We start from the raw sequence: 14,044 nt of genomic DNA, 5'->3' as shown, positions 1-14,044 counted from the left end.
TGGATAGCCATCCCGATTCTACCAATCGTAAACGTCATCCCACCAATCATCCAAATCATACATGTCATCCGCTGGTCTATCCATGGCAGCAGCCCGTGCCAGAAAGAGAACGTATGCCTGGATTTGGTGTTTGGATAGCACCCTCCCATAAGGAATGCTCCTGCTGTAATCCCGGAACCTGCAAGCAGCAATGTGAGCCCGGCCAGTGGGCGTTGTTTTTTAGGGGCACCTCCATCTGCGCTTGAAATAGGCAGGAGTGGCTGCTATGATTAGAATGATCCAGAGGAATATCTTATGTTATATAACATAACTATACTATACATTATATGATATTGTATGTAAATAGAAAATGGATACAAGAATTTAAAAAGGTTCTTTAAAGGATAGCGTCAGAATTTCTTAAAGCTCTTTAGAAACTGTTTAGTCTCTGGACAAACTTAAGACACAAATAGTTTGTATACTCTATAACATCAACAAGCAGTCAGAGCTTTTCAATATAGATTTGAATGAATAAGCCGGCAGGATTGGCAGAAAGCCTTTCTTGCCGGCTCAACCTATGTTGCATAAATGTTCAAACTGGATCTGTATCTGTTAAGGCAATCTGGTCATAATCTATAAGAAAATCCACAGGAGGAATCTTAAAGACAGATTGCTCGGTGGATTTTTTGCTGCCACAATGGGCAAAGTGTATATGTGCTATATCTGGTGTCTATTAAAAATATAAAAAAAGACATATATGTTAAAGAGAAAGTAAGAAACAATCATAAAAATACACAATCGTTCATATAAAACCATTGTATTCAATCGTAAAATATGGTAAAGTACAACTAAAGAACAAATCAATCATATAAATGTTGCATATTGAACGTGAAAGGGGATAACAATATGAGCAAAGTGAGCGAGATGACAAGGGAGTCCTGGATCATGAGCACATTTCCGGAGTGGGGTACCTGGCTGAACGAGGAAATTGAGAATGAGGAAGTAAAGCCGGGAACTGTAGCCATGTGGTGGCTGGGCTGTACTGGAATGTGGTTTAAGACTCCCGGAGGCTGTAACCTTACCATTGACCTATGGTGTGGGAATGGAAAGCGTACCCACGGCAATGGCAAGATGGCAGTGGGACACCAGATGGCTAACATGTGCGGAGCCAGGGCTATGCAGCCAAACCTAAGAGCGGTGCCTTTTGTGATTGATCCGTTTGCCATTAAGCAGGTGGACGCAGTGCTGGCCACCCATTACCATCAGGATCATATGAGCGCTGAATACGCGGCCCATGTAATTCAGAGCAAGATGACAACGGTAGACGACAATGGAAAGGAGATTCCGGTTCCGTTCATCGGGCCGAAAAAGTCGGTTGAGCTTTGGGTAAAATGGGGAGTTCCTGAGGAGCGCTGCATCACAGTACGCCCTGGGGATACCATTAAGATGAAGGATGTGGAGATTGTAGTCCTGGATTCCTTTGACCGTACCTGTCTGGTTACTACTGATTCCACAGGGCCTGACCGGGAAGAGCTGACCGGCATATGCCCTACGGATATGGATGACAAGGCAGTGAATTACCTGATAAAGACGCCGGGAGGGAACATTTACCACAGTGGTGATTCCCATTACTCCATCTATTTTGCGAAGCATGGCAAGGATTACGACGTGGATGTGGCCTTTGGCTCTTATGGTGAGAATCCGGTAGGCATGGCGGATAAGATGACCTCATGCGATATTCTGAGAATGGCAGAGGCATTAAGATGCAAGGTGGTTATTCCTATCCACTACGATGTATGGACCAACTTTATGGCAGATGTGAATGAAATCCGGGTACTCTATGATATGAAGAAAGACCGTCTGGATTACAAGTTCCATCCGTTCTTCTGGGAGGTGGGAGGCAAATATGTGTATCCTACCGACAAGGACAAGAAAGCGTACCATCACCGCAGAGGCTTTGAGGACTGCTTCGAGGCTCCTCAGAATATACCGTTTCGTTCCTGTCTGTAGCACTGAACCGTAAAGGGGGATGAAAATGTTAAAAGAGTTTGTAAAGTTAAACCATTACAAATTTGCAAAGGAGGCTTCTGACTGGGAGGAGGCCGTCCGCATGAGCTGCGAGTGTCTGGAGGTAGATGGAACGGTGGAAGCCAATTATAAGGATGATATTATAGCCTGTGTGAAGAAGTACGGTCCTTATATTGTCATTATGCCCAACGTGGCAATGCCTCACTGCCAGGAGTGCGCGAAAGGAGTGCATAAGACAGCCATCGCCTTTATGAAGCTGAAAAAGCCTGTCAGCTTTGAGCCGGGTAATCCGGAGATGGACGCAAGACTGTTTTTTACTCTGGCCTCCTGTAATCCGGATCAGCATTTGGAGAACATGACAAAATTATCAGAGCTGCTGATGAATGAAAAAGCAGTAGCGGCGCTTTTAGAGGCGGAAACACCAGAGGATTTAATAAAGATACAGGAAACCTGTTTGGAAGGATAAATAAGGGGGACATTATGGATATTTTAATGAAGATATGGTCATATTTTGCAGTTAACGTATTACAGCAGCCGGCCTTTATGATTGGTCTGATTGTAATGATTGGTTACATTCTGTTAAAGAAGCCGTGGTATGACGTGCTGGCAGGTGTGATTAAGGCGATTGTAGGTTATCTGATTCTATCGGTTGGTTCCGGCGGCCTGGTTAATAACTTCCGTCCGGTTCTGGTTGGTCTTAAGGACAGATTTAACATGGATGCTATGGTAATTGACCCTTACTTCGGCCAAAATGCAGTTACAGCTGGCGTTGAAGAAGTGTTTGGCAAGGCCTTTGGCAATGCGATGATTCTGCTGCTGATTGCGTTTATCGTAAACATTCTTCTGGTGCGCTTTTCCAGATACACTAAACTTAGGGCTCTGTTTACCACCGGTCATGTTCAGGTACAGCAGGCATCTACCGCATACTGGCTTATCCTGTTTGCGTGTCCCTTCCTGATTAACAACAATATAAGCCTTTTAGTTGTTATGGCTCTGATTTTGGGAGCATATTGGGCAGTGGGTTCTAACCTGACCATTAAGCCCTGCCAGGAGCTGACAGACGGAGCTGGCTTCTGCCTGGCTCATCAGCAGATGTTTGGTATTGCCTTTAATACCTGGTTGGCTGAGAAGCTATTTGGAAAAAAGAAGGACGGAAAAGAGGTTAAGAAAATTGATGATATAGAACTTCCGGGCTTTATGTCCATTTTCAATGAGAACATGGTATGTACCTCTATCCTGATGGTAATTTTCTTCGGCTCCATTCTCTGTATCCTGGGACGTGATTATCTGGTAGAGCAGGGCTTTTTAAAGGAAGGCGCCAGCATGTTCTTTTATGTAATTCAGACCTGCTTGAACTTCTCCGTATATCTTGCAATCCTTCAGTTAGGAGTAAGAACCTTCGTGACCGAGCTGACAGCCTCCTTCCAGGGTATTGCAGACAAGCTGCTGCCAGGTTCCCTTCCAGGTGTAGACTGTGCTGTTATTTATGGCTTCGGTTCTCAAAATGCAGTTCCTCTGGGATTCCTTGCAGGCTTTGCAGGTCAGCTTCTGGCAATCATTGCGCTGATTGCGTTAAAAAGCCCGGTGCTTGTTATCTGCGGATTCGTGCCAGTATTCTTTGACAATGCCACCATCGCTGTGTTTGCTAATGAAAAGGGAGGCATCAAGGCGGCTCTTATTCTGCCCTTCATCTCTGGTATATGCCAGGTATTTGGTTCTGCTATTATCGCAGGCTGGGTTGGAATGGCGGCTTACGGCGGATATTTAGGTATGTGGGATTGGGCGGTTGTATGGCCTGTAATGACAGCTTTGATGAAGTTCTTAAGTTATGCCGGCGTTGCGATCGTAGTAATTGTGCTTTTGGCTATTCCTCAAATTCAGTATATGAAGGATAAGAAGGGTTATTTCCTGATTACAGAAGATTATGAAGCATATAAGGCATTGAAAGAGAAGAAATAATAGTGTATAAATGAATTGTAACATTTCAATTTGCCTTGGCAAATAAGTATGGGCGCCCGTCACGTGTGATGACACATGCCGAGGGGCGCTCTGTGCATCCGCCTAAAAGGCTGTCTTCAGAGACAGATTGAATCGCTGCTGGATGGAATCTGCATCTGAATATTGAATCGCTAATAACAGGAGGTTTTAATGATGGCAAAGGAAAACATGAGCTTTATTGTATGCTGCGCAAATGGAGCAGGCTCCAGCCTTATGATGAAAATGACCATGCAGAAGATGCTGGATAAGGTGGGTATTAAGCCTGGAAAGGTTCACCATTGTGCTCTTTCCGAAGGCAAAACAGCAGCCAGCCAGTATGACGTAGTATTTTGTGCCCAGAATTTTGCAGGTATGTTCAAGGACGCTGAGAAAAAAGGAACGGTTGTAATCGGGCTGCGCAATATTATGTCAGCCCAGGAAATGGAAGATAAAATGAAAGAAAAGGGTCTTATCTAAAATTAATGATTGAAACGAACATAACAGCATGACACAGGCTTTTATATCGGATATAATATCCACATAGGCAGTGAGCAGTGCAAAAATTAAAGAAATGCGGATGGAGAGCAGAGGAATCTTGTTGCGCTGCGGACTTAATATAGATATCTTACTATAAGAGGTGTGGAATATGAAAAGAGAGAGGGCTTTCGTGGAAAGCCGCAGGAATCGGATCGTGGAAATGCTGCAGGGGAATCCGGAAGTCCGTGTAGATGAGCTTTCACAGATATTGGGTGTATCCCTGATTACAGTCAGAAGAGATCTTCAGTATCTGGAGGAACAGAATCTTCTTGTTCGTACCTATGGAGGGGCCGTGTCAACCATGGCCCCCCAATATATGAAGGATGAGGTGCAGCTGTACCGGGGGCTGATTGCCAGATATGCAGCCGTCTTTGTAGCGGAAAACGATACCATATTTATCAACACCAGCAGCAATGCCCTTCAGATACTGGAGCATATGCAGTGCGGCAATGTAACGGTTATCACCAATAATGGAAAGGCGATAGGACGGGATTATCCATCGGGGGTGAATGTGGTGCTTACAGGAGGCGAGCTGCGTCATCCCAAGGATGCCATGGTGGGGGATTTTACCCTGAGAAATCTTCAAAATGTATACGCGAAGAAAGCGTTTGTCGGCTGCTCTGGTATCAGTGCGGAGGCAGGAATGACTACGGAGATATTCAATGAGGTAAGTATCAACGAGATGATGATTGACCATGCCAATCAGGATGTTTTTGTACTGGCAGATCACACGAAAATAGGCAGAAACAGCAGCTTTACAAGCTGTCCGATTGAGAAGATTCAATATCTTATAACCGATGAGAAAGCGCCTCAGGATGCTCTTAATGCTATAAGAGAGAAAGGTGTGAGGGTGTACCAGGTGCATAAAACCGATTTTAAGCCGGAACAGTGATGTTATGTTATTTTGAGCTTTGTATTCGGACAATGGCGTAAACGAACGGGAGGCAAGTAATGGAACGGGCATATACCCTTGGATTATATGAAAAAGCCATGCCATCACAGCTTGCGTGGAAGGAAAAGCTGGAGGCGGCAAAGGAGGCTGGTTTCGATTTTGTGGAAATCAGTATTGACGAGACAGAGGAGAAGCTTGGGCGGCTGGATGCTTCTAAGGAGGAGCGCCTTAAGCTGGTGAGGGTGATGAAGGAAGCAGGACTGCCTATACGGACTATGTGTCTAAGCGGTCATCGGAAATTCCCTCTGGGAAGCAGCGATCCTGCTGTCCGAAGCCGCGGAATGGAGATTATGGAGAAGGCAATCCGGCTGGCAGATGATTTGGGAATCCGGATTATCCAGCTGGCAGGCTATGATGTATATTATGATGAGTCTACAGATGAGACAAAAAGGCTCTTTACAGAAAACCTTAAAAAGGCAGTGGAGATGGGGGCCAAAGCCGGTGTTGTGCTGGGCTTTGAAACCATGGAGACAGAGTTTATGAACACAGTGGGCAAGGCCATGAAGTATGTGGATCTTGTTTCCTCTATGTATCTAGGCGTCTATCCTGATATTGGGAATATTACCAATGCAGCTAAAACTTATGGCACAGATGTAGTGGACGATCTCCGTCTGGGAAAGGGCCATCTGGCAGCTATGCATTTAAAGGAAACCGTCCCTGGCGTATTTCGTGAGGTTCCCTTTGGCCAGGGGCATGTGGACTTTAAACGCGCCATAGAGGCAGCCTGGGAGCTGGGTGTGAGAACGTATGTGACAGAATTTTGGTTTACGGGCAATCCTGAGTGGAGGAAGGAGCTGGCTGAGGCCAATCGGATGATGGCGGGGATTCTGGACGCACAGCGCAGATAGGCAGTGTATTTATATAAGCCAAAGCCATTTAGACTGGCTTTGCAAGTTAAAGGAGGGGCAAATATATGAAGGTTGAAAAAAAAGTAATTGGGAAGCTGACAAAATGTTATTCCATCGCTCCTCTCCATTATCAGGGAGCAGAGCATTTTCTGGTGGCCGCAGAGAAGGTAGACAGATGCCTGCTCTTTGACATGGACGGCAATGAGGAGGATACTGTGTGGACAGGGCCGGGGGGAACTATGTCTATGGTTCAGGTGCCGGACACAGACGGGCAATTTTTGGCTACCCACAAATTCTATTCTCCCAATGATTCCAAAGAGGCTAAAATTGTAATTGTAACCCCAAGGGACAAAGGCTGCTGGGAAGTGAGAACGCTGGTATCTCTTCCTCATGTACACAGGTTTGATATTCTGGAAAGAAATGGCGTGCATTATCTGATTGCCTGTACCCTCAAGTCAGGCCATGAATATAAGGAGGACTGGTCTATGCCTGGAAAGGTGTACGCGGCGGTTTTGCCTGGGGATCTAAGCAGCTTTAACGACGAAAACCAGCTTCAGCTGGAAGTGATTAAGGACGGCCTGCTTAAGAACCATGGGTATTACAGGGTGGAAATTAAGGGGGCACCTGCAAGCGTAATTTCTTCTGAAAATGGAGTGTTCCTCTTTAAGCCTCCTGCAGAGGCAGGGGAACCGTGGGAAATAGAACAGCTTCTGGATACTCCTGCAAGCGATGGGGTTCTTGTGGATCTGGATGGGGATGGTGAGCTGGAGCTGGCTGTGATGGCTCCCTTTCACGGGGAATATATCAGTATTTATAAGAGGGAGGATGGGGATTATAAGAAGGTTTATGCTTATGACAGGCCAGCTGAATTTACCCACTCTATCTACGGCGGTATGCTTTGCGGAAAGCCGAGGGTTGTGATCGGACATAGGAAGGGAGCCCGAAATCTTCTGGCCTTTACATATAATAAGGATACCCAAGGCTATGAGGTTCAGATTCTAGATGAGGATTGTGGATCTGCCAATGTGTTTAAGTATACCAGAGATGGAAAGGATGTTATAGTCTCTACCAACCGTGAGATTGATGAGATAGATATGTATATTCTGGAGCCATAAGGAAGTAGCCTTTGGAGAACATACCGGATATGAGAAATGACAGCGATAAAGCAAGGAGGGAGCGTAAAGGATGCTGGAACATCTGAAGAAAATTGTCTATGAGGCTAATATGGAGCTGCCCCGATACGGGCTTGTAACCTTTACCTGGGGAAATGTCAGCGCCATTGACAGGGAGCAGGGGCTGTTTGTGATCAAGCCCAGCGGTGTGGATTATGATAGGCTGTCGCCAGAGGATATGGTAGTGATGGATCTGGAGGGCAATCGTGTGGAGGGAAGCCTTAATCCCTCCTCTGACACCGCTACTCATTTGGAGCTGTACAAGGCTCTTCCCCTGGTGGGTGGTATTGTTCATACCCATTCCTCATGGGCCACCAGCTGGGCTCAGGCGGGCAGAGGGATTCCCTGCTATGGTACCACCCATGCAGATTATATGTACGGTGAGATCCCGTGTCTGCGCTGCCTGACAAAAGAGGAGATTGAGGGGGCCTATGAGAAAAATACAGGGCTTTTGATTGCGGATTATTTTAAGGATAAGGAATATATGGCAGTGCCTGCCTGTCTCTGTAAGAACCATGGGCCCTTTGCCTGGGGCAGGGATGCTGCGGAGGCTGTGCACAATGCCGTTGTTCTAGAGGAGGTGGCTAAGATGGCAGCCCGCTGTGAACAGATTAATCCCAATGTAAAGCCTGCGCCCCAAAAGCTGCAGGATAAGCATTATTTAAGAAAGCACGGAGCAAATGCTTATTATGGTCAAAGATAATTGGTATCGTTATCGGAAACGGGGAGTTGAAGATGATAAAAGCAGTGATATTCGATATAGATGGTACAATGTACGATTATGAATTCTATAATAAGACGGCTACAGAGGCTCTGTGGGACTACTGCAGAGAGTGTCTCGGTCTTTCACGTATGGGTTTTCAGGAGGCTTTACGGAAGGCTGGAAGGATGGTGGAGGAAAGAGTGGGGAGGGACTGCGCCGCATGCCATAACCGTCTGCTCCGTTACCAGTGTATGCTGGAGCTGCTGGGTAAGCCTTTGTTTCCCCATGCCCTGGCCATGTATCACACCTATTGGGATACGATGCTGGACAAAATGACAGCCTATCCGGGGCTTCTGGAGTTTATGGAATTTCTCAAGGGAAGGGATATTGTGGTTGGAGCAGGCAGCAATATGACTGCTTATATCCAGTACAAAAAGCTGGAGAAGCTGGGAGTGACTCCCTATATAGACTGGATACTTACTAGCGAGGAGGCCCCAGAGCAAAAGCCATCAGAGAAATTTTTCAGGCTGTGCACAGAGAAATGCGGATGCTGTGCAGATGAATGCCTGTTCATAGGCGACAGCCTTCAGGCTGACGTTGGGGGAGCGTTGACCAGCGGAATGAAGGCAATGCTGGCAGCCTTTGGCAGAGGTGAAGAGAAGCCTGCAGATGGCACGTATTATGTGGTTGGATCCTTCGGGGAGTGCATGGCCCCTGGATTTTTGGACAGGCTTTAATGGTGCAGGCTAGGAAAGAAATATAAAATCAGAGAAAAAACCTTTGGGGCGGTGTGAAACCGCCTGGGAGGTTTTTTCTTTTGTTACCTATGAATATGAAATTCATTTCTTATAGCGGCAAAGGTGAATCGAACTGGTGCTTTCTTGCTTTAAAGCGTTGACTAATTTATAATATTAGGTTAGTATAGTAAATAAGGTTTATGATAGAATATAACCAACTAACAAAGATAGGATGAAGGAGAAGTTATGGGTAAACAGAACGATCAGGCATCTTTCTCTAAGCCGGTTCATCCAAACGGTGGCTTTGGAAGCAGCTTTGGGTTTGTACTGGCTTGTGTAGGCTCAGCAGTTGGAATGGGCAATATATGGATGTTTCCATACCGTGTGGGCCAGTACGGCGGCGGGGCGTTCTTAGTTCCGTATATATTGTTTGTGGCACTGTTCGGCTTGGTGGGTCTTTCGGCGGAGTTTGCTGTTGGAAGAAGGGCTAAGACCGGAACACTGGGAGCCTATGAATATTGCTGGAATACCTTGAATAAGGGGAAGCTGGGATATGCCCTGGGGTGGATACCCCTTTTAGGCTCTCTGGGGATTGCTATTGGATACGCCATTATTGTTGGCTGGGTTGTGCGTGCTCTGGCCGGTTCCCTTACAGGGGCTATACTTACGGAGGATGCGGCTGCTTTTTTCAGCCAGGCTACGGGCGACTTCGGAAGCGTACCCTGGCATGTGATGGTTATCCTTGTGGCTGCGCTGATACTGATGTTTGGAGCAACTAAGGGAATTGAAAAGGTCAATAAGATACTGATGCCTTCCTTTTTTGTGCTTTTTGCGATTCTGGCGGTGAGAGTGGCTTTTCTGCCTGGGGCAGTGGAAGGATACAGGTTTTTACTGACGCCTCATTGGGAAGATCTGCTTCAGGTGGACACCTGGGTTATGGCCATGGGCCAAGCATTCTTTTCTCTCTCCATTACTGGTTCCGGTATGATTGTGTATGGAACCTATTTGGCTAAGTCAGAGGATATTCCAAAGGCTTCTATCCGCACCGCGTTCTTTGACACTGCGGCAGCAATGATGGCAGCTCTGGCAATTATGCCTGCTGTCTTTGCTTTTGGAATTGAGCCCAATGCAGGACCTCCTCTGATGTTTATTACGCTGCCTAATATCTTCCGTCAGATGCCTATGGGACAGCTTTTTGCGGCTCTCTTTTTTATCTCGGTGGCCTTTGCGGGAATTACCAGCCTGATTAATATGTTCGAGGCGGTGAGTGAATCCTGGCAGACGCGGTTCAGGCTGTCCAGAAGGACGTCTGTAGGCCTCTGCGCAGGGATTGCCTTGCTGGTAGGGCTTATCCTGGAGGCAGAGCCGAAGGTTGGCTCCTGGATGGATTTCATTACAATTATCGTAGTTCCCTTCGGCGCTGTGCTGGGGGCAGTGTCCATTTACTATGTTCTGGGATATGAGGAGATCCGAAGAGAGCTGGAGGAAGGCAGAGAAAAAGGGCTGCCAGGCATTTTCAGGTCTCTGGCAAAATATGTATATGTGCCCCTAGCTGTAATTGTGTTTATTCTGGGAATCGTGTATGGAGGAATTGGCTGATGAGAGGAAGTAACATATATACATTGAACGTATGTGATTACATCAAAGGTTTTCTAGACGGCATAAGGCATTTGTTATATATGCTCTGTTAAAAATTTACTAATCTTATAGGGTGCTGTATTCCTATAGTGAAAACGAACGCCGTTTTTGGAGGTGGGAGTATAAAACCATTACCCACCTCAATTCTGAACCCGTAAAGCCGCATAAATACAGGCTTTTATGGCCTTTAAATGGATACATAGATTCATCATATTATGAGGGCGAAAGCACTTGCTGCTTTTGCCCTCTTGATTACCCGTAAAGGAGGGGAGGGGCAGGCAGTATTGTCAACGGCGGCAGCAGCCGCTCATTTTAGCGTTGACAATGCTAAATAGCTCTGCTATTCTCTACAAATCGGGATTTTCATCTAACACAGACTTTCCCTTTTGGCCGTTAGACAAAATATAATACCCATCATGAATTTCTGAAATTCCACCACCAAAGGACCAACCTTTAGATTCAACAAAATCAATAAAAATACTCCAAAATTCATCTTCGGTTATTTCAGGCTGAACTTCTATACATCCATTGATTTCAAATTCTTTTCTCATGGGATCACCTCTCCAGATTCCAGTTTGTTGCTCCGGCAAATCGGAACGAGCGGTATTAGTTTCGTAGATGTGGACGATTTAAAAGGGCTTATGACGGAAGTGTGGAAGCTGGAACGGCGATTGCTTTTGCAGTTTGCAAGGCTGACGAAATGAGGGTTTGGGATACTTCCCAACCTCTCTTTTCCTTTTCACCAGCTGTAACGCCACACAGAGTGATTTTGACGAAGTTTTGAAAAAAGTTTCCTAAAAGATTTCTTCATTTTATAATAACACCCTACTTAAAAAATGTCAAATGCGAACGAAAAGAAAACATCATAGCGTTGTCTGAAATAGGTCGTTTCATGGTCTTTCCATTATTCGGATGTCCGTATATAATATAGTCTAAGAAATGGTAGATAGAAAATGATAGAGTATATTACAGCCTCGGAAGCGGAAAAATGGGGCATTTCCGAGAGACGAGTACAAAAGTTGCGTGAAGAAAATCGCATGCTGAGAGCTGCTAAATTTAGTTATATGTGGCTAATGCCAAAGGACACAGAAAAACCGATTGACAGCAGGAAAAAGAAAAGAAATGAGCTACTCTATGAATAAAGTTTTAGAATATTACATATTGGCAACCCAAAGTTGACAATGTGCATTTCAAAAAAGCTAGAGAATGACATGGTGATTTGCTACAATTAGGATACAAATTATACAGGAGGCATTTACATGACATTTGGTGAAAAGCTATTCAAATTACGAAAAGATAAAGGTTTTTCTCAAGAGGCATTAGCTGAACAGCTAAACACTACCAGACAAGCGATTAGTAAATGGGAAAATAATCAAGGTTATCCTGAAACGGATAAACTTCTCATGTTGAGTAACATCTTTGAAGTTTCTGTTGACAGCTTATTGAAAGAAAACGCAGAACAAACTATATCAACCGAAAAAGGATTTTATGTTAGCAGAGAGAGTGCGGAGGGATTTCTTTCGTTTCATAGAAAAACAACTATGCGTGCCGCAATGAGGGTTGCCATTATGATATTGGCAGGCATTCCTTATTATCTTTTTGCTAATAACCAAACACTATCCATTACCTTTGCTTGTGTGGTACTTATAATTGCTGCAATCAGTTTAATCTTCATTGCGTGTATTTTGGAGACACTTAATTTTTTCAGATTTCCAGTGTTAGAAATTCAGTGCCTTTTTACAGCTTGTTCTGTTTATCTATTTATTTATGTAGTGGGAATAGCAGATACCTATGATATTTTAGTTCAGAGTAAAGAACGAATGGATTCAATATATTGGAGAATCGTTAAAAAACTCAAAAATAAATTTTAGACATTTGCCGCACCAATGCAGACGACTGGAAATTGTCAGCGCTGAAACAGCTAGGAAAAGAATTGGGACAATCTCAACCCAGGATGGAAAGTTCGCATTTAGGGGCAAAAATCCTTTGATTTTACAAGGATTTCCGGGAATAATAGACGCAAGGTAAGGGTTTTATACTCATACCCCTAAAAATGGCGTTCTACTGTGTAACAGGAAGAAAAAAGAGTGTGAACCGGTTGAATGCGATACACACCCTTTTAAGTGCAACTCTGTCTGTCAGCCCTTAAGTTAGCTTTTTGTAATACTTCCTTATTGGCTTTTACCCCTGCGGCTGCCCCTTTGACATTTGAAATACTCAATATGAACGATTATCTTTTTTTGTAACCACACTTGGGACACACACCGTTTTCATCCAGTGCAATACCGCACAGCGGACAGCGGTCTATCTCCAAATGCGGATCGTACTCCTCCGACGCCTTATTGACTCCGCTGGAAAAGGTCAGCTTGACGATGTTCAGCTTGTCTTTCAGAAGATCATAGACAATTTTAATCATACCCTCTACAGTCATAGTTTCCTTTGTCACCACAAGACGGCATTCTGGATAGGCGGTGGCAAGCTCCGTCTTGAAAGCGGGGCCGGTCATTGTGTTATCAGGGGCACCGTTTTTGATTCCCTGCTTTTCGTACACACCAAGAATGGCAGGCAGCAGAGGATCATCTTCCCGCAGCACCAGGGCATGGTCAAAGTTTTTCAGAACCTCCCAAGCGGTTTTTTGAATTTCGTTACAAGGAAAGACCATATTCACTCCGGGATTGACACTTCCTTCCACCTCGATGGTGAGGACTCCTGTGTGACCATGCAGATACTGGGCTTCTCCTTTGAACCCATAAAAACGGTGTGCATATTGCAGGTCGAGCTGTGTAATGCTTCTCATAGTTATCTCCTTCTGTATATGTATTTACGGGTATGATGCGCCCGTATGCGCTCTGCTTAAGGGGTGTTCTCTGAAGCTCCGTTTACTGTATGGGGTTCAGAATCGTCCTGGGATTGGATACAGGTTGGACAAACACCCTTGAACATCAAATCATATCCGCTAAAATGAAATCCATGTGTGTCTCTGATCGCTTTTGTCAAGTCAGGTATATCCTTCATATCCACATCAAAGACCCGGCCGCACTTTAAGCATCGTACATGATAATGTTCATGGCAGCAATGATCGAACCGATCTGCTCCGCCAGGAACCTCCATCTCACGGATTTTCCCGTCTTCTGACAGTTGATTCAGGTTGCGGTATACCGTTCCTCTGCTGATATGAGGATGCTCTGCTGACACCGCTGCATATACTTCATCTGCGGTTGGATGGCTTTGCAGTTTCTGAACGGCTTCCAGTGTTAAGGCTCGTTGAATGGTATTGCGTTTCATTATATCGGACTCCATGTAAAAAGTTATATTTCTTATTTAGGATTATATCCTAATAAAGATAAGTTGTCAATAGTTTTTTTAAATATGCCGTGAATGTATTGCAGAAATAGGTAGTTTACGGTTAGTGAACAAATGTCTCATAAGTCTGTTGTTTGTCAGATTGGTTTTTTGACCTTACATAGTAAGGC

The 14,044-nt window shown here is 45.0% G+C and carries 15 protein-coding genes; 12 read left to right on the top strand and 3 right to left on the bottom strand.

The window, feature by feature from the left end; translation table 11 throughout:
- Positions 1 to 885: 885 nt before the first annotated feature.
- The 10 genes from ulaG to FYJ39_RS11790 all read left to right on the top strand — a co-directional run bounded on the left by ulaG (position 886) and on the right by FYJ39_RS11790 (position 10,532).
- Complete coding sequence (gene ulaG / locus FYJ39_RS11835; protein WP_154472667.1) at positions 886 to 1,989, top strand: L-ascorbate 6-phosphate lactonase; 1,104 nt, start codon at positions 886 to 888, stop codon at positions 1,987 to 1,989.
- A 25-nt stretch (positions 1,990 to 2,014) separates the two neighbouring features.
- Positions 2,015 to 2,473, top strand: coding sequence for a PTS sugar transporter subunit IIA (locus FYJ39_RS11830; protein ID WP_154472666.1), 459 nt, complete (start codon positions 2,015 to 2,017; stop codon positions 2,471 to 2,473).
- Between the two features lie 14 nt (positions 2,474 to 2,487).
- Entirely contained in the window at positions 2,488 to 3,966 is a 1,479-nt protein-coding gene (locus tag FYJ39_RS11825) for a PTS ascorbate transporter subunit IIC (RefSeq protein ID WP_154472665.1), read from the top strand.
- 189 nt (positions 3,967 to 4,155) lie between these two features.
- Positions 4,156 to 4,461, top strand: coding sequence for a PTS sugar transporter subunit IIB (locus FYJ39_RS11820; protein ID WP_268890672.1), 306 nt, complete (start codon positions 4,156 to 4,158; stop codon positions 4,459 to 4,461).
- A 169-nt stretch (positions 4,462 to 4,630) separates the two neighbouring features.
- On the top strand, positions 4,631 to 5,413 hold the full coding sequence (locus FYJ39_RS11815; protein WP_154472664.1) for a DeoR/GlpR family DNA-binding transcription regulator: 783 nt from the start codon (positions 4,631 to 4,633) through the stop codon (positions 5,411 to 5,413).
- A gap of 59 nt (positions 5,414 to 5,472) precedes the next feature.
- Positions 5,473 to 6,321 (top strand): L-ribulose-5-phosphate 3-epimerase, encoded by an 849-nt coding sequence (locus FYJ39_RS11810; RefSeq protein ID WP_154472663.1) that lies wholly within the window; start codon positions 5,473 to 5,475, stop codon positions 6,319 to 6,321.
- Between the two features lie 65 nt (positions 6,322 to 6,386).
- A complete protein-coding gene (locus tag FYJ39_RS11805) occupies positions 6,387 to 7,436 on the top strand; it encodes a hypothetical protein (RefSeq protein ID WP_154472662.1) in 1,050 nt (349 codons plus the stop codon).
- 70 nt (positions 7,437 to 7,506) lie between these two features.
- A complete protein-coding gene (locus FYJ39_RS11800; protein ID WP_154472661.1) occupies positions 7,507 to 8,196 on the top strand; it encodes an L-ribulose-5-phosphate 4-epimerase in 690 nt (229 codons plus the stop codon).
- 32 nt (positions 8,197 to 8,228) lie between these two features.
- The gene (locus FYJ39_RS11795; protein ID WP_154472660.1) at positions 8,229 to 8,933 is read left to right on the top strand and encodes an HAD family hydrolase; all 705 of its coding nucleotides are present in this window, start codon (positions 8,229 to 8,231) and stop codon (positions 8,931 to 8,933) included.
- 246 nt (positions 8,934 to 9,179) lie between these two features.
- Positions 9,180 to 10,532 carry a sodium-dependent transporter gene (locus FYJ39_RS11790; RefSeq protein ID WP_154472659.1) on the top strand — a complete coding sequence of 451 codons (1,353 nt, stop codon included), beginning with the start codon at positions 9,180 to 9,182 and terminating at the stop codon, positions 10,530 to 10,532.
- Between the two features lie 386 nt (positions 10,533 to 10,918).
- Here FYJ39_RS11790 and FYJ39_RS11785 read toward each other — a convergent pair whose 3' ends face one another.
- Entirely contained in the window at positions 10,919 to 11,122 is a 204-nt protein-coding gene (locus FYJ39_RS11785) for a hypothetical protein (RefSeq protein WP_154472658.1), read from the bottom strand.
- Positions 11,123 to 11,524: 402 nt separating this feature from the next.
- On the opposite strand from FYJ39_RS11785, the gene FYJ39_RS11780 reads away from it, so the two are divergent.
- On the top strand, positions 11,525 to 11,713 hold the full coding sequence (locus FYJ39_RS11780) for a DNA-binding protein (protein ID WP_154472657.1): 189 nt from the start codon (positions 11,525 to 11,527) through the stop codon (positions 11,711 to 11,713).
- Between the two features lie 117 nt (positions 11,714 to 11,830).
- The gene (locus tag FYJ39_RS20935; protein WP_154472656.1) at positions 11,831 to 12,442 is read left to right on the top strand and encodes a helix-turn-helix domain-containing protein; all 612 of its coding nucleotides are present in this window, start codon (positions 11,831 to 11,833) and stop codon (positions 12,440 to 12,442) included.
- Between the two features lie 359 nt (positions 12,443 to 12,801).
- Here FYJ39_RS20935 and FYJ39_RS11770 read toward each other — a convergent pair whose 3' ends face one another.
- Both FYJ39_RS11770 and FYJ39_RS11765 read right to left on the bottom strand, forming a co-directional pair.
- Positions 12,802 to 13,368, bottom strand: coding sequence for a 6-pyruvoyl trahydropterin synthase family protein (locus FYJ39_RS11770; RefSeq protein WP_154472655.1), 567 nt, complete (start codon positions 13,366 to 13,368; stop codon positions 12,802 to 12,804).
- A 56-nt stretch (positions 13,369 to 13,424) separates the two neighbouring features.
- Entirely contained in the window at positions 13,425 to 13,856 is a 432-nt protein-coding gene (locus FYJ39_RS11765) for a Fur family transcriptional regulator (RefSeq protein WP_154472654.1), read from the bottom strand.
- Positions 13,857 to 14,044 lie beyond the last annotated feature (188 nt).

It is taken from the genome of Clostridium porci (assembly GCF_009696375.1).
Lineage (GTDB): Bacteria > Bacillota > Clostridia > Lachnospirales > Lachnospiraceae > Enterocloster > Enterocloster porci.
The sequence above is the reverse complement of the archived record's forward strand: the minus strand, read 5'-3'. Positions and strand labels throughout refer to the sequence as shown.